21 protein-coding genes and 1 tRNA gene are annotated in these 21014 nt (G+C 62.9%); 11 read left to right on the plus strand and 11 right to left on the minus strand.

What is annotated here, in order from left to right:
* Position 1 precedes the first annotated feature (1 nt).
* From QEH68_RS15465 to QEH68_RS15475, 3 genes are read left to right on the plus strand one after another with little or no spacing between them, the layout of a single operon-like run.
* Positions 2-661, plus strand: a complete 660-nt coding sequence (locus QEH68_RS15465) for a TetR family transcriptional regulator (protein ID WP_280623305.1) — start codon at positions 2-4, stop codon at positions 659-661.
* Positions 662-675: 14 nt separating this feature from the next.
* On the plus strand, positions 676-1683 hold the full coding sequence (locus QEH68_RS15470; protein ID WP_280623306.1) for an ABC transporter ATP-binding protein: 1008 nt from the start codon (positions 676-678) through the stop codon (positions 1681-1683).
* Positions 1676-2476 carry an ABC transporter permease subunit gene (locus tag QEH68_RS15475; RefSeq protein ID WP_280623307.1) on the plus strand — a complete coding sequence of 267 codons (801 nt, stop codon included), beginning with the start codon at positions 1676-1678 and terminating at the stop codon, positions 2474-2476. Before QEH68_RS15470 ends, QEH68_RS15475 begins: the two co-directional genes overlap by 8 nt.
* Here QEH68_RS15475 and QEH68_RS15480 read toward each other — a convergent pair.
* Positions 2473-3018 carry an acyl-CoA thioesterase gene (locus tag QEH68_RS15480; protein WP_280623308.1) on the minus strand — a complete coding sequence of 182 codons (546 nt, stop codon included), beginning with the start codon at positions 3016-3018 and terminating at the stop codon, positions 2473-2475. The genes QEH68_RS15475 and QEH68_RS15480 overlap by 4 nt on opposite strands.
* Positions 3019-3196: 178 nt before the next feature.
* On the opposite strand from QEH68_RS15480, the gene QEH68_RS15485 reads away from it, so the two are divergent.
* Both QEH68_RS15485 and QEH68_RS15490 read left to right on the plus strand, forming a co-directional pair.
* Positions 3197-3418, plus strand: a complete 222-nt coding sequence (locus QEH68_RS15485; protein WP_089595880.1) for a hypothetical protein — start codon at positions 3197-3199, stop codon at positions 3416-3418.
* A gap of 84 nt (positions 3419-3502) precedes the next feature.
* Positions 3503-4294 carry a potassium channel family protein gene (locus QEH68_RS15490; protein WP_280623309.1) on the plus strand — a complete coding sequence of 264 codons (792 nt, stop codon included), beginning with the start codon at positions 3503-3505 and terminating at the stop codon, positions 4292-4294.
* 267 nt (positions 4295-4561) lie between these two features.
* Here the strand turns inward: QEH68_RS15490 and QEH68_RS15495 are convergent.
* Together QEH68_RS15495 and QEH68_RS15500 are read right to left on the minus strand one after the other, a co-directional pair.
* Positions 4562-4646, minus strand: a tRNA-Tyr gene (locus tag QEH68_RS15495).
* 128 nt (positions 4647-4774) lie between these two features.
* Positions 4775-5041, minus strand: coding sequence for a hypothetical protein (locus QEH68_RS15500; RefSeq protein WP_280623310.1), 267 nt, complete (start codon positions 5039-5041; stop codon positions 4775-4777).
* Between the two features lie 181 nt (positions 5042-5222).
* Between QEH68_RS15500 and QEH68_RS15505 the strand changes: the two genes are divergently transcribed.
* Entirely contained in the window at positions 5223-5714 is a 492-nt protein-coding gene (locus QEH68_RS15505) for a YajQ family cyclic di-GMP-binding protein (protein WP_017200185.1), read from the plus strand.
* A 191-nt stretch (positions 5715-5905) separates the two neighbouring features.
* Here the strand turns inward: QEH68_RS15505 and htpX are convergent, their stop codons facing one another.
* Both htpX and QEH68_RS15515 read right to left on the minus strand, forming a co-directional pair.
* On the minus strand, positions 5906-6775 hold the full coding sequence (gene htpX / locus QEH68_RS15510; RefSeq protein WP_280623311.1) for a zinc metalloprotease HtpX: 870 nt from the start codon (positions 6773-6775) through the stop codon (positions 5906-5908).
* A 110-nt stretch (positions 6776-6885) separates the two neighbouring features.
* On the minus strand, positions 6886-8157 hold the full coding sequence (locus QEH68_RS15515; RefSeq protein WP_280623312.1) for an MFS transporter: 1272 nt from the start codon (positions 8155-8157) through the stop codon (positions 6886-6888).
* Between the two features lie 91 nt (positions 8158-8248).
* On the opposite strand from QEH68_RS15515, the gene QEH68_RS15520 reads away from it, so the two are divergent.
* The 4 genes from QEH68_RS15520 to QEH68_RS15535 all read left to right on the plus strand — a co-directional run bounded on the left by QEH68_RS15520 (position 8249) and on the right by QEH68_RS15535 (position 11797).
* Positions 8249-9025 carry a hypothetical protein gene (locus QEH68_RS15520; protein WP_280623313.1) on the plus strand — a complete coding sequence of 259 codons (777 nt, stop codon included), beginning with the start codon at positions 8249-8251 and terminating at the stop codon, positions 9023-9025.
* Positions 9026-9055: 30 nt separating this feature from the next.
* Entirely contained in the window at positions 9056-9532 is a 477-nt protein-coding gene (locus QEH68_RS15525) for a Fur family transcriptional regulator (RefSeq protein ID WP_017199873.1), read from the plus strand.
* 14 nt (positions 9533-9546) lie between these two features.
* Positions 9547-11028 carry a catalase gene (locus tag QEH68_RS15530; RefSeq protein ID WP_207594319.1) on the plus strand — a complete coding sequence of 494 codons (1482 nt, stop codon included), beginning with the start codon at positions 9547-9549 and terminating at the stop codon, positions 11026-11028.
* Positions 11029-11161: 133 nt separating this feature from the next.
* Entirely contained in the window at positions 11162-11797 is a 636-nt protein-coding gene (locus QEH68_RS15535; protein ID WP_280623314.1) for a DUF2461 domain-containing protein, read from the plus strand.
* A 119-nt stretch (positions 11798-11916) separates the two neighbouring features.
* On the opposite strand, the gene QEH68_RS15540 is transcribed toward QEH68_RS15535, so the two are convergent.
* The 6 genes from QEH68_RS15540 to QEH68_RS15565 all read right to left on the minus strand — a co-directional run bounded on the left by QEH68_RS15540 (position 11917) and on the right by QEH68_RS15565 (position 19616).
* Positions 11917-13470: an amino acid permease gene (locus QEH68_RS15540; protein WP_207594321.1), complete on the minus strand. Its 1554-nt coding sequence runs from the start codon at positions 13468-13470 to the stop codon at positions 11917-11919.
* 166 nt (positions 13471-13636) lie between these two features.
* Positions 13637-14053: a DUF779 domain-containing protein gene (locus QEH68_RS15545; protein WP_207594322.1), complete on the minus strand. Its 417-nt coding sequence runs from the start codon at positions 14051-14053 to the stop codon at positions 13637-13639.
* Positions 14053-15063 (minus strand): alcohol dehydrogenase AdhP, encoded by a 1011-nt coding sequence (adhP, locus tag QEH68_RS15550; protein WP_207597620.1) that lies wholly within the window; start codon positions 15061-15063, stop codon positions 14053-14055. The genes QEH68_RS15545 and adhP overlap by 1 nt, the downstream gene beginning before the upstream one ends.
* Before the next feature lie 42 nt (positions 15064-15105).
* The gene (locus tag QEH68_RS15555; RefSeq protein WP_207594323.1) at positions 15106-16629 is read right to left on the minus strand and encodes an aldehyde dehydrogenase family protein; all 1524 of its coding nucleotides are present in this window, start codon (positions 16627-16629) and stop codon (positions 15106-15108) included.
* A gap of 96 nt (positions 16630-16725) precedes the next feature.
* On the minus strand, positions 16726-18078 hold the full coding sequence (locus QEH68_RS15560) for a GAF domain-containing protein (protein WP_280623315.1): 1353 nt from the start codon (positions 18076-18078) through the stop codon (positions 16726-16728).
* 89 nt (positions 18079-18167) lie between these two features.
* Entirely contained in the window at positions 18168-19616 is a 1449-nt protein-coding gene (locus QEH68_RS15565; protein ID WP_280623316.1) for an FAD-dependent oxidoreductase, read from the minus strand.
* A 117-nt stretch (positions 19617-19733) separates the two neighbouring features.
* Between QEH68_RS15565 and rarD the strand changes: the two genes are divergently transcribed.
* Complete coding sequence (rarD, locus tag QEH68_RS15570) at positions 19734-20822, plus strand: EamA family transporter RarD (protein ID WP_280623317.1); 1089 nt, start codon at positions 19734-19736, stop codon at positions 20820-20822.
* Positions 20823-21014 lie beyond the last annotated feature (192 nt).

Here is a 21014-nt window from a genome sequence, read left to right on the forward strand (position 1 = left end):
CATGCGTTCAAGCGCAGAGGATCTCACCACCCGGGCCCGCATCCGCGACGCCGCCATCGACCTGTTCGGCCGGGATGGATTCGCCCGCGCCACGGTCCGGGCCGTCGCCTCGCAGGCCGGGGTCAGCCCAGGCCTGGTCATCCACCATTTCGGCAGCAAAGAAAACCTCCGCGCTGCCTGCGACCAGCATGTCCTCGCCCAAACAGCCAGCCAGGGCCTCGAGAAGACCCGCCCGGGATCAACACGCCAACTGATCCAGGACTACCTCAACCACCCGGAACAATACGCCCAGGAGATCGCCTACATCCGCCAATCACTGAGTGACGAGTCCGATGCCGGCGATGCCTTCTTTGATGCTGTCGTGAGGCAAACAGAAAACATCATCAACGCCGGAATCGCGGCAGGAACCATCCGGAAGTTCGACGACGTCCGGTCCACCGCCGTCGTGATTGCCTCCAACAGCCTGTCCATCCTCATGCTGGGCAGGCATCTCTCAAGGACGCTGGGCGAATTCACTCCGGAGCCCCACGGAATCGGACCCGGGTTGCTGCGGAAGCTCACGCTGCCCGCCCTGGAGATCTACACCCACGGTTTTTATACCGATTCGCGGTTCCTTGAGGCGGCCCGCGACGCTTTGCAGCAAGACACCATCAACCACTGAAGGGAGCATGCCCCGTGACCCAGGCAATCGTCGTCGAGGGGTTGCGCAAGAAGTTCGGTCACCGCGAGGTCCTCCACGGACTGGATTTTGCGGTGGAGGCCGGGACGGTGTTCGGCGTCATCGGGCCCAACGGCGCCGGCAAGACCACCACCATGCGCTGCCTGTTGGACATCATCCGGCCCAGCGCGGGTTCCATCTCGGTTCTCGGACAGAATCCCCGCCGCGCGGGTACCTCCCTTCGCCGAAGGATCGGCTACCTGCCCGGCGAGCTCCACTTGGAGAACCGCACCACAGGCCGCCGCACGTTGGAGCACTTTGCCGCCATCAGCGGCCCTGTGGACCCCCACCACGTCAACGACCTCGCTGACCGCCTGAACCTGGACCTGAGCCGCCAAACCCGGAAACTCTCCAAAGGCAACAAACAGAAGCTGGGGTTGCTGCAGGCCTTCCAGCACCAACCCGAACTCCTGGTGCTGGACGAACCAACCAGCGGCCTGGACCCCTTGGTCCAGCAGGTTTTTCATGCCATGGTCCGCGAGGCAGTGGCCGCAGGCGCCACGGTGTTCCTCAGCTCCCATGTCCTCAGTGAAGTCCAACAAGCAGCCGACGCCGTCGCCATCCTCCGCGACGGCGAAATCGTCACCGTGTCCACGGTGGAGGCCCTGCGGATGGCGGCCGTCCGGCAACTCCGGTTCAACAGCACCGGTACCGCAGCGAACGACGTCGGGGCGCTGCTGGCCCGGGTGCCGGGCATCGCCAACGTCGCGGTGCGGGAACTCCCCGCCGACGGCCACGCTGCCGGGACAGTGGTGGCAACGGCGACGCTTTCCGGGCACGTCCGGCCCCTGGTCCAGGCATTGGCGCGACTGGACCTGACGGACCTTGTCCTGGAAGAACCGGACCTCGAAGAGGCCGTTCTGACCTTGTACACCGGCGGCGCTGGCAGCGAACCAGCTGCTGACACGGGCGGTGCCGGTTCGGCTGACTCTCATCGTCGTGCGGAAGGAGCCCACCGTGCCTAGGATCCTGCCCCTCTTCACCAAGGCCCTGACCGACTCCTGGCGTTCCACGCTGGCTTGGGCGTTGGGCCTGGCGGCGGCCTGCATGCTGTACCTGCCGCTCTACCCCTCGATCGGCGGCAGCGCGCAGATGCAGGACCTGATCAACGCGCTTCCCGCCGAGATGACCAAAGCCCTGAACTACGATCAGATCGCATCGGGCCCCGGCTACACACAAGCCACCTTATTCGGCCTGATTGGCTTCCTGCTGACCTCCATGGCCTCCATTGGCTGGGGAGCGGCGGCGGTGGGAGGAGACGAAGAATCGGGGCTGTTGGAGCTGACCCTCGCCCACAGCGTGACCCGCGTGCAGGTGGTGCTGGAACGCGCCCTCGCCATCCTGGTTCGGATCGCGTTCCTTTCCGTCCTCGTCTTCCTGATGGTGCTGGGACTGAACGGGCCTGCGCAACTGGGCATCGACGTCGGACATCTCGCCGGAGCGGTGCTGCTGTTCGCCGCACTTGCCCTTCTCAGCGGAACAGCGGCGCTCTTCGCCGGTGCGCTCAGCGGCAGGAAGGTGTACGGGATCGCTGCGGGCGCCGCCGTCGCTGTCCTCGGCTATGTGTTCAACGCAGTGGGACGGCAAAGTCCGGACGTCGAATGGTTGCTGAACCTTTCGCCATACCACTGGGCGTATGGCAATTCCCCGGTAGCCAACGGCGCTGATTGGGGAGCGGCCGCAGGCCTATTCGGTATCTCGGCGGTACTTATTGTCCTGGGAGCAGTGGCGCTGCGGCACCGTGATGTGGGTGTTTAGCTCCAGACGTGCGGGGCGGGGCGACGTGCTCCGGGGAGCGCATTGTTCTCGCGCCACTCATGGATCCATTCGGGCAACTCGAGGCCTGCCGGAGGCGCACCGAACTCCGCGATGATTTCTTCCTGGGTGACGGGCTTGCCCTTTGCCACCAGTCGTGTGGCAATGTGCGCACGGGCGTAGATTTCACCGTCCACCACCATCCGCTGTTCAAAGTAGATGGCTTTGGTATCCAGGCCGATGATGCGGGTCTCAATGGTGTAGCGCTGCCACAGTTGCAGGGACTTGCGGAAAGCGATGGTTTCGCCGGCAGCCACCGGAGTCCACCCCTTCTTGCGCATCTTGGCCCAAATGCCACTGCGGACCATGAGGTCGAAGCGGCCAAGGTCCATCAGCGAAAAGTACATGCCGTTGTTGACGTGCAAGGCAATGTCGATGTCCGTCGGCAGCACTTTCAGGGGAAGGGAGGACTCCTCCCAGACACCCAGGGGCGAGCGCTTGGAGGAAGTGAAGAGCAGCATGAGGGTGCGAAGAAGCAGATGCATGCCCACAATGTTACCCGCGGGTAACTTCCGGCGAAAGGCGTGGACCGCATGATGGACAGGCCGGTAGTCCATAACCTGCTTTATGTCCAACGTTTGCACTAACGTTTACCGCTGGTTCATCAAAGCCATGCAGAATATCTGAAACTCATCTGATGAATGACCATACAAGGGGGACCCTTTGAGCACGCTGCAAACCACCAGGCCACAGGGCCAGGTCTGGCCCGAACTTTCACGCCACCAGAACGTTGTCCTCCAGGACGCCCGCGGCAACCGCATTGAGGGAACCATCGACGGCATGACCGAGGACCGCAGCACGCTGTGGATCCAGCTCAAAGGCGGCCTCGGCAGGCAGTTGATCCACCACCTCGACGGATACTGGCTGGAGACGCCCGCTGCCTGAGGCGTCCGGTCCAGGCTCATCCTGCACGGGCTCCTCCGTTAGTCCCGTCCGGGCTGCGGTGCCTGCGGTGGCTAGTATTCCCCTATGACACAAGCGCGATACCGGGACCTGGTGGAATGGCCCCTCATGGCCACGGCACTGATTTTCCTCACTGCCTATGCCTGGCAGGTCATCGGCCGGGTGGACGGTGCCGCGGCAGTGCCGTTCGAGATTGTCCTCTGGATTACCTGGGGCATCTTCGCGCTGGACTACTTCGTCAACCTGTGGCTTGCCGAAGACAGGATGCGGTGGTTCCTCTGGAACCTGCACGAACTCCTGATTGTGGTGCTCCCCTTCTTCCGGCCCTTGCGGCTGCTGCGGTTGGTCACTTTGCTCTCCGTTCTCCAGCGCACCGTGGGCGAAACTTTGCGCGGGCGGGTTGCCACCTACGTGGCAGGAGCGGCCGCGATGCTCATCCTCATCGGCGCACTGGCCGTACTGGATGTCGAGCAGAACGACCCCGCCGCCAAGATCCTCAACTTCGGTGACGCTGCCTGGTGGGCCGTCACCACCATCACCACCGTGGGCTACGGAGACCTGTATCCCGTGACCCCCATTGGAAGGATCGTGGCCGCGGCCCTCATGATGAGCGGCATCGCGGTGCTGGGTATTGTCACAGCATCCATCGCTTCCTGGCTGGTTCAACGGATTGAGGAGAACGCGGAGGGCGTGGCAGCGGCAGCCGAAGAGAAGGCGGTCGCCGCCGAGGAACCCGTTCGCGCGGAGATGGCTGACCTGGTGACCGAGATCGCAGCCCTGCGGATGGAGATCGCCGAACTCCGGGAAGCCACGGCGGTCCGGCAAACCACGGAATTCGGGCGGGAGCGCGAGGTCTAGGCGCGGCGCCCCGCGCGAACACGTACCGTCACAACCTACTTTGACAGCCCGGATGCCATGACACGCACTGGGTTACCGCGAGTCGCCGGGTAAGTGCGATCAAGGGTGGTGGTGGCGGCACGGCCAAACCTGTGCTCGTTCGGATCCCATGCCGCGCAAGGTCGAGCAAGGCGGCCAACAGCCCGGTCCCCGGCAGGGATCCGGCGGCGGGACCTCGCTGGACACACAAAAAAAATCCCCGGAACCAGTGGTTCCGGGGATTTTCCTTGGTGGCAGATGAGGGATTCGAACCCCCGTAGGCGTTGCCAGCTGATTTACAGTCAGCCCCCTTTGGCCGCTCGGGTAATCTGCCGAACTTCAAAAGAAGATCACTTCCGGAGACCGTTTGTTTTAGATCCGGTAACCGAAGGCAGAGACAACCTTACAGAACTTTCTGCGAAGAATCTAATCGGGGGAAAACGCCCGGTATGTGGCGGTATGTCAGGCTTCCCCGAGGATCCGGCCGGCGAGTTTCGCTTCGAACTTCTCGGCCTGCTCGGCGGTGATCTGGTTGAGCTGCACAGCCCGCAGCAGGTCAGCGTGCACTCCGTCCATGCGTGCTGTGGCATCGGGTACCGGGCTCAGGACGATCGACGCTGCCACAGCCGCGGCCGCAACAGCACTGGCTGCGGCAACTGCTGCCGTGCCAAAGGAGCCAGCCGCTGCAGTAGCGGATTTACTGATGGACTGGACGGCCTTGCTGCTCATGCTGATCCTCCACTATGCGTTCTTCCAACTGGTACAACTCTCAACCCGCAGCCTCAGTTCCAACCTTGCATGTGCTGTGAGCGAACTGTGAATGCGCTCCACCGCCCCAAGCAGCACCTTCCGTACTAGGCTGGATGCCAGACCAACCCGCCCTCACAGGGCCCCCAACCTAAGGAGAGTCATGGCAGGCGAATCCACATTCGACGTCGTCAGCAAGGTAGACAAGCAAGAGGTCGCCAACGCGCTGAACCAGTCCCAGAAGGAAATCGCGCAGCGATATGATTTCAAGGGTGTTGGCGCGGAGATCGACTTCAGCGGCGAGAAGATCCTCATGAAGGCCAATTCCGAGGACCGGGTCCTTGCTGTCCTGGATGTTTTCCAGTCCAAGCTGATCAAGCGCGGCATCTCGCTGAAGTCCCTGGACCAGGGCGAGCCCTTCCCCTCCGGCAAGGAATTCCGCCTGGAGTGCACCATCAAGGAAGGCATTGCCCAGGACATCGCCAAGAAGATCAACAAGATCATCCGCGATGAAGCCCCCAAGTCCGTCAAGTCCCAGATCCAGGGCGACGAACTCCGCGTGACCTCCAAGTCCCGTGACGACCTTCAGGAAACCATGAACATCCTGAAGAAGTTCGAAGAGGCCGACCTGCAGTTCGTGAACTTCCGCAGCTAGTCGCACACCGTTCGAAAAGCCGGGATGCAGGCCCACCAAGGGGTCCGCATCCCGGCTTTTTGCTGCCCGGGAATACGGACAACACCAAGACCACGGGCGCTACGGATGGTCCCATCCAGGTCAGTCCGGCAAGGTGGCTTCATCGGCGAGGGGCTGTTCGCGTAGTCCGGGCGGACTGGTTCATGGTGGACCTAGGAAAGCCGGCGGCCGGCCATCTGTTCCAAGCGGCTGATCCGTTCATTCATCGGCGGGTGGGTGGAGAACATGCGGCGCATGCCGCCGCCCCGGAACGGGTTGGCAATCATCAAGTGCGACGCGTTGACGAGCTTCTGGTCCTGCGGGAGCGGCAGCTGGGTGACGCCGGACTCGATCTTGCGCAGGGCTGAGGCGAGTGCCAGCGGATCGCCGGTGAGCTCGGCACCGTCCTCATCGGCGTCGTACTCCCGCGTGCGGGAGATGGCCATCTGGATGAGCGAAGCCGCGAACGGAGCCAGCAACGCCATGGCGATGGTGGCCAGCGGGTTGGCGTTGCGCCGGTCCCCGCTGCCGAAGATCAGCAGCATCTGCCCCACGGACGTAATGACTCCGGCCACTGCAGCAGCCACCGACGAGGTCAGGATGTCGCGGTTGTACACGTGCATCAGTTCATGCCCCAGCACTCCCCGGAGTTCCCGGGCATCCAGGAGGTGCAGGATCCCTTCGGTGCAGCACACGGCGGCGTTCTTGGGGTTGCGGCCGGTGGCAAAGGCGTTGGGGGTCATGGTGGGCGACAGGTAGATCCGCGGCATTGGCTTGTTGGCCCTGACGGAAAGCTCCCGAACGATCTGGTACAGATGAGGAGCCTGGGACTCAGTGACCGGGTAGGCGGCCATGGACCGGATGGCGATCTTGTCGCTGTTCCAGTATCCGTAGGCGGTGGTGCCGACGCCGATCAACGCCATGATCCAGATGGGCGTGGTGCTGCGCGTGCCCGCTGCGATGAGGGCGCCCAAACCCAACAACACCGCCCACAGCACGCCGAACAGTGCCGCCGTCTTGAGTCCATTGTTGTGTTTGTGCACGGTGGTTCTTGCCTCTTCCTTCGGCTCCAGCAGGGGTTCTGTACGGATTAACGCCGACGCCGGTCGTCATGTTCCGATCCCAGCCTACGGCGGCGGCGTGGACGGCAGTGCTAGGGCACCGGGTGTTTGGCGTCGTAGGCAACGAACCCGGGCTGAAGGCGCGAAGCCAGCCACGCCAGGACGATGCAGAGGAGTCCACCTATCAGCAACACTCCGCCTTCGCTGAGGAACTGTGTGACACCTCCGGCCAGCATGTCCCCCACCCTCGGTCCCCCCGCCACCACCACGATGAACACGCCCTGCAGCCGTCCGCGCAGATGATCCGGGGTGGCCGACTGGAGGATGGTGGTGCGGAAGACGGCGCTGACGGAGTCTGAAATACCGGCAAGGGCACAGCACAGGGCTGCCGGAATCAGCCACGGCGTAACTCCATCGCGTCCCGAGTCCCCCGCCAGCAGTACCACCAGCCCGAAGCCCGCAATGGAAGCTCCCCAACCCACCACGGACCACACGACAGCGCTGCCCTGCCGCCGCACACGGCCCAGTGGCCCGGAAAACAGGCCGGCGAGGAAAGCACCCACAGCCGTGGACGCAAGCAGCACACCCACCGTGGTTTCACCTCCGCCGATCATGACCGCACCGATGGCCGGCATGAGGGCACGGGGTTGGGCGCAGATCATGGCGATGAGGTCGATGATGAAGGTCATGCGGACGTTGGGGCGGGTACCGAGGAAGCGGAACCCTTCCACCACTGATCGCAGCCCCGGCCGCACAGCGTCCTTGGACGGCGGCAAGGGCGGGAGCTTGAAGAGGCCCCAGAGGGCGAACGTGAAGCTGATGACATCGATCGTGTAGGTCCAGCCGAAGCCGATGGTGGCCACCAGAACGCCTGCCAGGAGTGGTCCGGCAGTCATGGACAGGCCGAACGTCAGCATGCTCAGGGCGTTGGCTGCAGGGAGCAGGTCCTTACGGACCAGCAACGGAATGATGGCGCTGCGGGCGGGGCCGTTGATGCCTTGCGCTCCACTTTGGATGGCCACCAGTGCGTAGAGTATCCAGATGTTGCCGATCTCCAGCCATGCCTGCAAGGCAAGCCCCGCAGTGGTCGCCCAGAGCACAAGGGAGGCGATGATGGCCACTTTGCGGCGATCATAGGCGTCCGAGATGGACCCGCCGTAGAGTCCGGCGATCACCAACGGGACCAGCGCGAAGATGCCCAGCAGTCCCACGTAGAAGCTCTGCTGGGTGAGCCGGTAGACCTCCAGGCTGACCGCCACCAACGTCAGTTGGGTACCGATGGCAGCCACCGATGCGCCCAGCCAGAGCCGCCGGAAAGCCGGGCTCTCCTTCAAGGGGGTGATGTCTGCCAGTAGTTTCGCCACCGTCCTACCTTAACGACCGTTGCGGCGGCTGCCCCGCACCCTCCCGCCTGCGGGCACCGCTTGGTAGGCTCACCCGGGGGAAGGAGTTGACATGGTCACATCGCGACGATTGCTGTACCGTTCGGCTTTTTGGGAGATCGCCAGGCCACGTCACCCCCTTACTGCCGGGCATGTCGTCATCCGGTTGTCGGATCCCGCAACAGAGTTTGCACACCCCTCGGCCACGGACTGGCTTTTCTGCCACGGCCTGGTCCGTGCCGCCTTGGCCGACGTCCTTGGTGCCACCCGCTGCGCCATCATGTTTGCTTACCAATGGCATCCCCTGGGTTCAGCCATTGGAGAGCCTGTAGCGGAATCGTCAACGCCGACATTCCACCTCTTCAGCCGGTGGGAAGGAGAAACCACGACGCCGGGACACCAGCTTTTGCTTCCGGCGCACCGACGGGTTGGCGAGACGGACCACGATCTGGAAGCCACAGATGCTGCCCTGCGCGAGGGGCTCAGGCTGGCCGTACCGGAAACCATTGTGGGCTCCGACGCTACGGTGCGTGCCGGCGTCGAGCCTTTTTCCGGGCCGGAACCGCTGGTCCGGGCTGTGGACGTGGGTCCCCGCCATACGATCCTCGAACCAGTCAGGAACGTGGCGGCCGTCAGCGAGGTCAGGCCGGTCGAGTTACTGGCGATGGGTGCAGCCCTGACCGCACTCCCCCGGGCTGGCGGCTTCAGCGGTGTCAGTTGCGTGGCCCTGGAAGGAGCGGGCACAGGTGCCCCTGTTCGGGTCCATGCGGTCCGCAGATCGGCAGCCGAAGACCACAATCCCCTGGAAGATCTGTTCAATTCACCGGAAGTTAGCCTTGCCTTATTGTGAACTCCTCAAAATAAGTGTTTCAATGAATGCATGACAGATCACACAGCCGAGCAAGCAGAATGGGCAGCTGCCCTGCATGCCCACGGCCGGCGTGTGACCAAACAGCGGCTGGCAGTGCTCGCCGCGGTCCAGCACCATCCGCACTCTCCGGCTGAAGGCATCCTTGCCGCTGCCCGCAAAGAGCTTCCTGAACTGACGGCGCAGTCCGTTTACGTGGTGCTCAGCGACCTGACGGACCTGCAGATGTTGCGACGCTTTGAGCCTCCGCACTCCCCGGCCCTTTACGAGACCCGGGTGGGCGACAACCACCACCACGCCGTCTGCATCAGTTGCGGCAAAGTGGAGGACGTCGATTGCGCCGTGGGACACGCCCCGTGCCTCACCCCGCACTGGGATGAGAACTCCAAGCCCATGACCATCCAGATCGCAGACGTCCTGTACCAGGGCATCTGCCAGGACTGCCAGTCCAAACAACAGCTTCCCGTAACTTCCGTAACTCAGAAATAAGAAAAAGGAGAACAATGACTGCCATTTCAACTACCCAGTCAGGTGCCCCCGTTACCTCCGACGCGCACTCCAAGTCCGTCGGCGCTGACGGTGCCATCATCCTCACCGACCACTACCTGGTGGAAAAGCTTGCACAGTTCAACCGCGAGCGGGTCCCGGAGCGTGTAGTGCACGCCAAGGGTGGCGGCGCATTCGGTACGTTCAAGACCACCTCGGACGTTTCGGCCTACACCAAGGCAGCCTTCCTCCAGCCGGGCGTCGAGACGGACATGCTGATCCGTTTCTCCTCGGTCGCCGGCGAGAACGGTTCTCCCGATACCTGGCGTGACCCCCGCGGTTTCGCCGTGAAGTTCTACACCTCCGAGGGCAACTACGACCTCGTTGGCAACAACACCCCCGTCTTCTTCATCCGCGACGGCATCAAGTTCCCTGACTTCATCCACTCCCAGAAGCGCCTCCCGGGCAGCCACCTGCGTGACGCTGACATGCAGTGGGACTTCTGGACCCTCTCCCCCGAGTCCGCCCACCAGGTCACCTGGCTCATGGGCGACCGCGGCCTCCCGGCTTCCTGGCGTGAAATGCAGGGCTACGGCTCGCACACCTACCAGTGGATCAACGCCGCCGGCGAGCGTTTCTGGGTCAAGTACCACTTCAAGTCCAACCAGGGCGTCAAGACCATCACCGGCGACCAGGCTGAGCAGCTTGCCGGCTCGGATGCAGACTTCTACATCCGCGACCTCCAGGAAAACATCGACGCCGGCAACTTCCCCTCCTGGGAACTGCACGTCCAGGTCATGCCGTACGAGGACGCCAAGACGTACCGCTTCAACCCGTTCGACCTCACCAAGGTCTGGCCGCACTCGGACTACCCGCTGATTCACGTGGGCACCATGGAGCTGAACAAGAACCCGGAAAACTACTTCGCGCAGATCGAGCAGGCCACCTTCGCGCCGTCGAACTTCGTACCGGGCATTGCCGCTTCCCCGGACAAGATGCTGCAGGCCCGCATCTTCTCCTACGCAGACGCACACCGTTACCGCGTGGGCACCAACCACGCACAGATCCCGGTGAACCAGCCCAAGAACCAGGTCAACAACTACAGCCAGGACGGCCAGGGTCGTTACCTGTTCAACTCCCCGTCCACCCCGGTGTACGCACCGAACTCCGTTGGTGGCCCGGCTGCTGTTGAGCCTACGTCGCCCGCCGGTGGCTGGGAGAACGACGGCGAGCTCACCCTCTCCGCCCACACCCTGCACGCCGAGGACGACGACTTCGGCCAGGCCGGTACCCTGTACCGCGAGGTCTACGACGACGCTGCCAAGGCCCGCCTCCTGGACACCATCACCGGTGCTGTTGGCGGCGTGAAGAACGCTGACATCAAGGAACGCGCCATCCAGTACTGGACCAACGTTGACTCCGATCTTGGCGCCAAGCTCCGCGCCAACCTCGGTGCAGGTCAGACCGAGTCCGACGCCGAAGCAGCCAACAAGCTCTAAGCGTCTTCGCTCTCCAGCATTTCCTGGAACACCCCGTCGCGGATCTTCTCCGCGGCGGGGTGTTCCTTTTGTTTTTCCACATAGCCTTCTTTGGCTATGGCTGGGCGGGTATCGCCGTCCCTAGGATCCTTCTATGACCACATTCGAAGGCATCCCTACCGCCGCATTCCGTTTCTACGCCGAGCTTGAAGAGAACAACAACCGTGAGTGGTGGCTTGAACACAAAACCACGTACGACGCCGAGGTCAAGGAGCCGCTGACAGCTCTCCTTTCAGAGTTGGAGCCGCAGTTCGGGCCAGCCAAGATCTTTCGTCCCAACCGCGATATCCGGTTCTCCCAGGACAAGTCTCCGTACAAGACAGCGCAAGGGGCCTTTGCAGCTACTCAGGAAGGTGTTGGCTTCTACGTCCAGATCAGCGCCGATGGCCTGCTGATCGGCGGGGGCTACCACTCGCACACTCCGGCGCAGCTGGCCCGTTTCCGGGCGGCAGTGGATGCTCCTGACAGTGGGTTGGAGCTGCAGGAGATCGTCGGTGCTGTGGCCGCCGCCGGCTTCGCCATCGAAGGCGAGAAGCTGAAGACTGTCCCGCGGGGATTCGACAAGGATCATCCGCGCGGAGAGCTCCTCAAGCACAAGTCGTTGTCGGCCGGCGTTGAGGTTGGGCAACCGGAGTGGCTCTCCACTCCCGCAGCCCGTAACGAGATTGCTGCCCGGTGGGAAGTGCTGAGGCCCCTGGTGGAATGGGTCGGCGTTCACGCGGCGCCGTAATGGCGCTGGTGTTGGCGGGAACGCGCAAAAGCGCCCGGAAACCGATGGTTCCCGGGCGCTTCATGGAGCGACTTCTGGAGCTAATGAGTGCAGCTGTCTGACAAGCTGCCGCGATTGGTTTAGACCTTCGTGTAGCTGTCTTCGTCCTCGTCGCCGTCGACCTGGCGGCTTCCGGGAGCACCGTTCACGGAGGCCTTGGCCGCAGCGAACTTCTCATTGAGCCGTGAGTGGCGCTGGCCGTAGGAGAAGTAGATGACCATGCCAATGACCAGCCATATCGCGAAGAAGATCCAGGTTTCCACAGCCAGGTTTGTCATCAGGTAAAGGCAGAGGATTGCTGAGACCCACGGCAGGACCTTGCCGAACGGAACGCGGAAGGCGGGCTTGAGGTCCGGGCGCTTCTTGCGCAGCACCAGGATGCCCAGGCTCACCATCACGAACGCAGACAGCGTTCCGATGTTGATCATTTCCTCGAGCAGGTCCACCTTCGTTACGCCTGCCACCAGGGCTACGGCCGCACCGCAGATGATCTGCAAACGGGCCGGCGTGGAACGCTTTTCGCTGGTTTTGGACAGCGAACGTGGCAGGAGTCCGTCGCGGCTCATTGCCAGGACCACGCGGGACAGGCCCATCAGCAGCACCATGATCACGGTGGTCAAGCCCACCAGGGAACCGAAGGCGATGATCTTGGCAGCATCAGTGTTGCCCACGGCTTCGAAAGCTGTGGTCAGGGTGGGGTTCTTCACCTCGGCCAATTGTGTGTAGGAAACCATGCCAGTCAGCGCAAGGGAGACCAAGATGTACAGCAGCGTCACTACGGCAAGGCCACCGAAGATGCCCCGGGGAAGGGTCTTCTGCGGGTTCTTGACCTCTTCTGCGGAGGTTGCCACTACGTCGAAGCCGATGAAGGCGAAGAAGACCAAGGCTGCGCCGGCGAAGACGCCCAGGGTTCCATACTGGGCCGGAGCGGCGCCAGTGAGGAAGCCGAAGAAGGACTGCTTCATAACGTCGGCGGCGCCGGAGTCGGTGGGCTCGGAGGCTGGAATGAAGGGGGTGTAGTTGGAGAACTTCACGTAGCTGAAACCAACCACGATCACGAACAGCACCACTGCAATCTTGATCAACGTAAAGACGTTGCCGACGCGGGCGGACAGCTTTGTCCCCAGCACCAGCAGCACGGTGAAGATCGCAACAATGAGGAACGCACCCCAGTAGAGGTCAACGCCGGCTACCTGGATTGACGGTGGCATCTCCACGCCCATCAAGCCAAAGACCGTACTGAGGTAGATGCCCCAGTACTTGGCGATCACGGCTGCGGCGGTGAAGAGTTCAAGGATGAGGTTCCAGCCAATGATCCACGCAAGGACTTCGCCCATGGTGGCGTACGTGAAGACGTAGGCGGAGCCTGCCACGGGGATCGCCGTGGCGAACTCGGCGTAGCACATGATGGCCAAAGCACAGGTGACAGCTGCAATGGCAAAGCTAATGGTGACGGCGGGGCCGGCAAAGTTGGCAGCGGCCTTGGCGCCGACGGAGAAGATACCGGCGCCGACAGCAACGGCGACGCCCATGATCATGAGGTCCCAGGTGCTCAGGCTGCGCTTGAGCTTGCGACCGGGTTCGTCGGCATCGGCGATCGACTGCTCGATTGACTTGGTCCTGAAAATGTTCATAAAAATGCCACATTCTGGATGGGAGTGGTATAGGACTCATCAAGAATAGTGTCCGGCCAATGGACGGCCATATTTATCCCAGATAGTGAGACGCCTACTCAATTCCCGTGACAGGTGTGGCTGGTGTGATGAAGGCACGTAGCGTCGATCACACCAGCCAGCCACCCTAAATGCTGGGCACGTCCCAGTCCATGAGGGTTGAACGGATCAGGAACCGCTTCCCTTCGGGAGACTCAACGGAGAACCCACTCCCCCGGCCCGGTACCACATCTACGGTGAGGTGGGTGTGGGACCAGTAGTTGAACTGTTCCTTGGACATCCAAAACTCGAGAGGCTGGGGCTCGCCGCCGATTCCAATGTCGAACCTGCCAAGGAGGATGTCGGAGTCGCCGGTCAGGAACTCCCCCGCCGGGTAGCACATGGGGGCGGAGCCGTCGCAGCAGCCGCCCGACTGATGGAACATGAGAGGCCCATGCTGGTCCCAAAGCTTACGGAGCAGTTCCACGGACACCGCAGTGAGCGCCACCCGGGAGAAGTCCTCCCCGGGCAGCGTCACCGCGGCTTCCAAGCCGTTGGGATTCATCAGAACTTCAGCACCACACGGCCGTCGATCTTGGCGTGCTTCATCTCGTCAAAGACCGCGTTGACCTCGGAGAGCTCCCGGGTAGAGACCGTTGGCTTGATCTTTCCCTGGGCGTAGAATTCCAGCGCCTCTTCAAGATCCTGGCGCGTGCCCACGATCGAGCCGCGGACGGTCAGGCCCTTGAGGACGATCTCGAAGATGGGCGCCGGGAAGTCTCCTGGTGGCAACCCGTTGAAGACGATCGTTCCGCCACGACGGGCCATACCGATCGCTTGTCCAAAGGCCGACGGGTGCACAGCCGTCACCAGGACTCCGTGGCAACCGCCGGTTTCCCGCTGAATGACTTCCGCCGGGTCCTCGTGGAGGGCGTTGACCGTCAGTTCGGCGCCGTGCTCGCGGGCCAGAGCCAGCTTGTCGTCGGCAATGTCCACGGCAACCACGCGAAGCCCCATGGCCACCGCGTACTGAACCGCGATGTGGCCCAGTCCGCCGATCCCGGAAATAGTGACCCATTGTCCCGGCCTGGCTTCCGTCATCTTGAGGCCCTTGTAGACCGTGACGCCGGCGCACAGTACGGGCGCCACTTCCACGGGGTCCGAGCCCTCCGGAATCCGGGCGGCAAAGCGTGTGTCTACCAGCATGTACTCACCGAACGAGCCATCCACGCTGTAGCCACCGTTCTGCTGGGACTCGCACAGGGTTTCCCACCCGGTCCGGCAGTACTGGCAGTCACCGCAGGCAGACCAGAGCCAGGCATTGCCCACCAGGTCGCCGACAGCAACATCCGTGACACCCTCACCGAGGGCCACTACTTCTCCCACACCTTCATGGCCCGGGATAAACGGTGGCGTCGGCTTAACCGGCCAGTCGCCTTCGGCGGCGTGCAGGTCGGTGTGACATACCCCCGAGGTGATGAGGCGGACCAGCGCCTGGCCGGGACCCGGCGTCGGCCTTTCCACTTCCTTGATCTCGAGGTCGGTACCGAACTTGGTGACGACTGCAGCTTGCATGGTGGTCATTGACGATCTCCTTTGATCGGTAGACAAGACGGTTTAGAAGAAGCCGAGCTTGTTCTCGTTGTAGCTGACCAGGAGGTTCTTGGTCTGCTGGTAGTGGTCCAGCATCATGGCGTGGTTCTCACGGCCAATACCTGAGGACTTGTAGCCGCCGAACGCAGCCCCTGCCGGGTAGGCGTGGTAGTTGTTGACCCACACGCGGCCGGCCTGGATTTCCCGGCCTGCGCGGTAGGCGACGTTTCCATTGCGCGACCAGACTCCGGCACCCAAGCCGTAGAGGGTGTCGTTGGCGATGCCGATGGCGTCGTTGTAGTCGCTGAACTTGGTGACGGACACCACCGGGCCGAAGATCTCCTCCTGGAAGATCCGCATCCGGTTGTGGCCTTCGAAAATGGTGGGCTGCACGTAGTAGCCGCCTGCCAGGTCACCCGAAAGCTCCGCCCGGGCACCACCGGTGAGCACCTTGGCGCCCTCCTGCTTTCCAATGTCGATGTAGGACAGGATCTTCTCCAGTTGGTCGTTGGAGGCCTGGGCTCCAACCTGGGTGTCGGTGTCCAGCGGGTTGCCCTGGATGATCTTGCTGGTCCTGGCCGTGACGTCGGCCATGAAGGAGTCGTAGATGCCTTCCTGGACCAAGGCGCGGGATGGGCAGGTGCAGACTTCGCCTTGGTTGAAGGCAAAGAGCGTGAACCCTTCCTGGGCCTTGTCGTAGAAGGCATCGTTCTGGTCGGCGACGTCATCGAAGAAGATGTTCGGGCTCTTGCCGCCCAGTTCCAGCGTGACCGGAATGAGGTTGTTCGACGCGTACTGGCTGATCAAACGGCCAGTGGTGGTCTCACCCGTAAAAGCGATCTTGCGGATCCGGGAGCTGGAAGCCAGCGGCTTTCCGGCCTCAACACCGAAGCCGTTCACGACGTTCACCACGCCGGCCGGAAGGAGGTCTCCGATGAGTTCCATGAGGACCAGGATGGACGTCGGCGTCTGCTCGGCGGGCTTGAGCACCACGGCGTTGCCGGCGGCGAGCGCGGGTGCCAGCTTCCAGACCGCCATGAGGATGGGGAAGTTCCAAGGGATGATCTGGCCAACAACGCCCAGCGGCTCCTTGAAGTGGTAAGCCGTGGTGTCCTCGTCCAGCTGGGACAAGTGGCCTTCCTGCGCCCGGACGGCGGAGGCGAAGTAGCGGAAGTGGTCCGCTGCCAACGGGATGTCGGCGTTAAGGGTCTCGCGGACTGGTTTGCCGTTGTCCCAGGTTTCAGCAACTGCGAGGAGTTCCACGTTCTCGTCAATGCGGTCGGCGATCTTGTTCAGGATGGCTGCTCGCTCGGTGGCGGAGGTCTTGCCCCATGAGGGTGCAACCTTGTGGGCGGCGTCCAGCGCCAGCTCGATGTCCTCGGCGGTGCCGCGGGCAACTTCGCAGAAGGCCTTGCCCGTAACCGGTGTGATGTTCTCGAAGTAGGCGCCCTTGACCGGGGCAACCCATTCGCCGCCGATCCAGTTCTCGTAGCGGTCCTTGAACGTGACCTTCGAACCCTCGGCACCCGGCTGTGCGTAAACAGTCATTGCTAGCTCCTTTGCTGCGAATCACGGTGGCTGTCGCCATTGATCCGAGCCTAGGAGTCGGGAGGTTGCAGCTACGTTGCAACCATGTGAGTCAGCTCACGCTTTGAGTTCCGTTTCGATCCGCTCAAGATCCGCGACGACGGCGGCCCGCTTGGGCGAGCGCGGCGGCAGCAGCTTCAGCACCGCAAGGCGGAGGTCGACGTCGTACTTCGCCTCGGGCAGCTCAGCGTACTTCAGGAGCGAATCAACGCTGCCGTCGCTGACCAGCGCCTCACGCAGCAGATGCGAAACCCGCTCACGCAACTGCACGACGCCGGGCGCCTCCGAGCGTGGCAGGACCGCACCTTTGTAGATTTCCAGGGCAATGCGATGGGCGCCACGCTGTAAGCAGTTGAGCACCTGGCCGGAGTCGGGAAGCAACTCCACGGGGAGCCGGTATGGACGCGATTCAGGAACCGCGTCCGGGCTAAGCTCCTGGATCACTTTGCGGAGGCGCACCATCTCGGCCCGCAACGTGGCCGAGTAGCCGTCTCCGGGGTACAACTGGGCGCAGAGGTCCTCAGCGCTGAGCCCGTCAGGATGGCTGCCCAGGATGGCCAGGATTTCACTGTGCCGCGCGGAAAGGGACACGGTCCGGCCGTCGATGCTGAGAAGGGCCTGGTCGCGGCCCAACAGTTGCAGGCTGTTGCGGTACAGGGCATGGCCGGAGGTGGCGGCTGCGCTCCGGCGTCGTGGTTTCTCGCGGACGGCCGCGGCCAGCGTCAGGCGTTCGATCCGCAACTGGGCCTGCGCAGCGGCGACCGTGGCCTCCACCAGGGAGAGGGTGTGCGCGGCGACGGCGGTTTCGGTGCCCGTGATATCCACGACGCCCAGCACGGCACCGGAATCGGGGTCGTGGAAGGGAACCGCGGTGCAACTCCACGGGTGGACGGAGCGTTTGAAGTGTTCAGCACCGGAGATCTGGATGCTTCGGTCCAGGGCGAGTGCCGTGCCGGGTGCGCTGGTGCCCACGGAAGCCTCGGACCAGTCGGCGCCGGCCACGAACATCATGCTTTCAGCGCGGCGCTGCATCACCGGGTCGCCATCCACCCACAGGAGCCGGCCGACGTCGTCGCCCACCGCCACCAACAGGCCGCTGTCATGGCTGGGTTGGACCAGCAGCTTCTTGATCACGGGCATGATGGTGGCCAGCGGATGCTGCCGGCGGTATTCCTCCAGCTCGTCCTGGTCCATCGCGAGGGGAGCCTCTGCGACGTCGGGGTTGGCTTGCAGGCTGGCCGAACGCTGCCAGGACTCGCGCACCAAGCGGCGAAGGCCTGAGATGTCCTGGGTGGCTGCCGTGGTTCCGGGACGGAGGGAGTCCAAGCGCTCGTGGCCCATCAAGGCACGCTTCTGCACCAGCGCCGCGGCCTCGCTGCCTGGAACAGGCGGATGGATTGGATTCCTCATCGAACTCCCTGGTAGTCCGCACTAACGGTGCTCTGCACGTGTGGTGGGCGGGACAGTACGGTGAAGTCTAGTTCGGGGAAGGGAGAATGTCAGCCGCGGGAGATACGGATCATTTCCTCGCGCGGAACAACCTTGATGCGCTCACGGACCACGCCGTCACCTTCGCTGTCGGGCCCTCCCCCGGAAGTCCACGCGGCACCCAGCGCAGCCTCGTGGGCATCGAGCCGGTTCCAGCCCTCCCAGGTGGTGTACTCGATCCCGCGCTCCTCAAGGAGATCGATAATCGCCTGCGGATCCGGGTTTTCGGCCGGGGGCAGGTTGAGCCTGTCTTCCAGAAGGAAGCCAATGGTCTCCAAGGCATCACCCTTGGTGTGGCCGATCAGTCCAACCGGTCCGCGCTTGATCCAGCCTGTGGCATAGATTCCCGGTACGGGCTCGCCGTCGGCACCCAGGACGCGACCGCCGTCGTTCGGTATGACGCCGCGGCGGGCATCGTACTCCAGCTCCTCCAGAGGGGAACCGTGATATCCGATGGCACGGTAGACGGATTGCACCGGGTACTCGATGAATTCACCCGTTCCCTTGACGTTGCCCGTTCCGTCCAGCTGCATGCGCTCGAATTTGATCCCCGAGACCTTGCCGGGAGTTTCCGGCGAGTCCAGGATTTCCACTGGGCTGTGCAGGAAGTGCAGGTGCAGGCGTCGGGAGGAGGGCTGCTCGGATTCGGTGTGCTCTTCCACCAGCCAGTTGGTCATGGTGTTGACCATGGTCTTGATCTGGTTGTTGGACTTGATGGCTTCATCCGAGGCCGCGTCAAACTCGAAGTCCTCCGGGTACAGGACAATGTCCACGTCCTTGCAGTGGGACAGTTCGCGCAGTTCCAAAGGGGTGAATTTCACCTGTGCAGGGCCACGGCGGCCGAAGACGTGGACATCGGTGACCGGAGACTTCTTCAGCCCGGCGAAGACGTTGTCCGGGATCTCCGTGACCAGCAATTCCTCCGGGTGCTTGACCAGCATCCGGGCCACGTCCAAAGCGACGTTGCCGTTGCCGATGACCGCGATCTCTTTGGCGTCAAGCGGCCAGTCCCGGGGAACGTCCGGGTGTCCGTCGTACCAGGAAACGAAGTCCGCGCCGCCGAAGGAACCCTTCAGCTCGACCCCCGGGATGTTCAGGTCCGCGTCCTTGATGGCGCCCGTGGAGAAAATCACGGCATCGTAGAAAGCCCGGAAATCGTGGAGCGTCAGGTCCCTGCCGTAGGTCACGTTTCCCAGGAACCGGATATCACCGCGGTCCAGGACCTTGTGCAACGCGTTCACGATGCCCTTGATGCGCGGATGATCGGGAGCCACGCCATAGCGGATCAGCCCGTAGGGCGCCGGGTACGCCTCGAAAAGGTCAATGCTGACCTCCACATCGCCGTCCTTGACCTCGTTGGATTTGGTCAGGATGTCCGCGGCATAAACACCTGCGGGACCTGCGCCGACAATGGCAACGCGAAGTGGACGTTGGGGGGTGGTTGCGGCTGAGTTGGACACAGTTAGCCCTTCCGAAGCAGTGAGCCACGCCGTTGTTGGGGCGCGCAGATTCCAATTCTAGATGTCCACCCCACGCCCGGCCGCTTATATGGCAGGAGTCACGGAAATTCACCAAGATTGCGGAATATTGCGTGCCTAGGTGGTGTTGGCGACAATGTGTCGACTCCGGATCAGATAGCTGCCAGCTCTCCCACTACAAGCCAGCCCACGACGACGACAGCCGGGGGCGGCGGGCAAAGTACCGGCGGCGTCGGCAAACTTGGCAAGGGTTCCGGCAAGCCAGTACGCAGTGAGTCGACGGCGGGCATCCTCTTCGGTATAGGCGCCTACGGCCTGTGGGGCCTTCTTCCCCTGTACTTCTTCGTCCTGATGCCGGCCAGCGCCATCGAGATCGTGGCCAACCGGATCGTCTGGTCCCTGCTCTTCTGTGCGCTGCTCATCACCATCACGCGGGCATGGCGGGTTTTCGGTGCCGCGGTGAAGGACCGTAGCGTGTTCGGCCCCTTGGCCTTGGCAGCGGGCCTGATCGCCATCAACTGGCTCACCTACACTTTCGGGGTCACCACCGGCCACGCCGTTGAGACGTCACTGGGCTATTTCATCAATCCCTTGGTCTCAGTCCTCCTGGGTGTCTTTGTTCTCAAGGAAAAGCTGCGTCCCCTGCAGTGGGCAGCGGTGGGTATCGGCTTCGTTGCAGTGGGAGTCCTGACCCTTTCCTACGGCCAACTCCCGTGGATCGCCCTGATCCTGGCCTTCAGCTTCGGCCTGTACGGTTTCGTCAAAAAGCGTGTGGGACCTAAGGTGGACGCCCTCACCAGCCTGAGCGTTGAGACAGTCGTCCTGGCTCCATTCGCGGCCATCACCATGGTGGTCCTGGGTGTGACAGGCGCTGAAACACTCACCACCATGGGCGCCGGCCACTTCTGGTTGCTGGTGGCTTCCGGTGTGATCACGGCCGTGCCGCTGCTCTTCTTCGGTGCTTCAGCCCGCCGTTTGCCCATGACCACCATCGGCCTGCTGCAATACTTTGCCCCGGTCCTCCAGTTCGTTGTGGCCCTGACGGTGTTCAACGAAACCATGACCACGGCCCGCTGGATCGGCTTCTGTGTGGTGTGGCTGGCCCTGATCCTGCTCACCATCGACATGCTCCGCACCACCCGAAAGAACTCGGTGCTGAAGAAAAAGGCCCGACTGGCTGCCGCGTAAGCGCGAGGACAGTCCGCCAAATCGCGGGAATCCTGCCAACTCGCCGGAAGTTTCCCGGCGAACTGGCACGGTTCCCGCGAACTCGCTTTTTGGCCACATCACGGGCTGTGCAGTTCTGTTCATTTCTGTTGAGAGAGCCGGGACTCGGACATAAGGTTGCGGAAACTTTCCCCACCACGTCCACCTCTCGCC

The organism is Paenarthrobacter sp. OM7, assembly GCF_029873575.1.
Classification (GTDB): Bacteria; Actinomycetota; Actinomycetes; order Actinomycetales; family Micrococcaceae; genus Arthrobacter.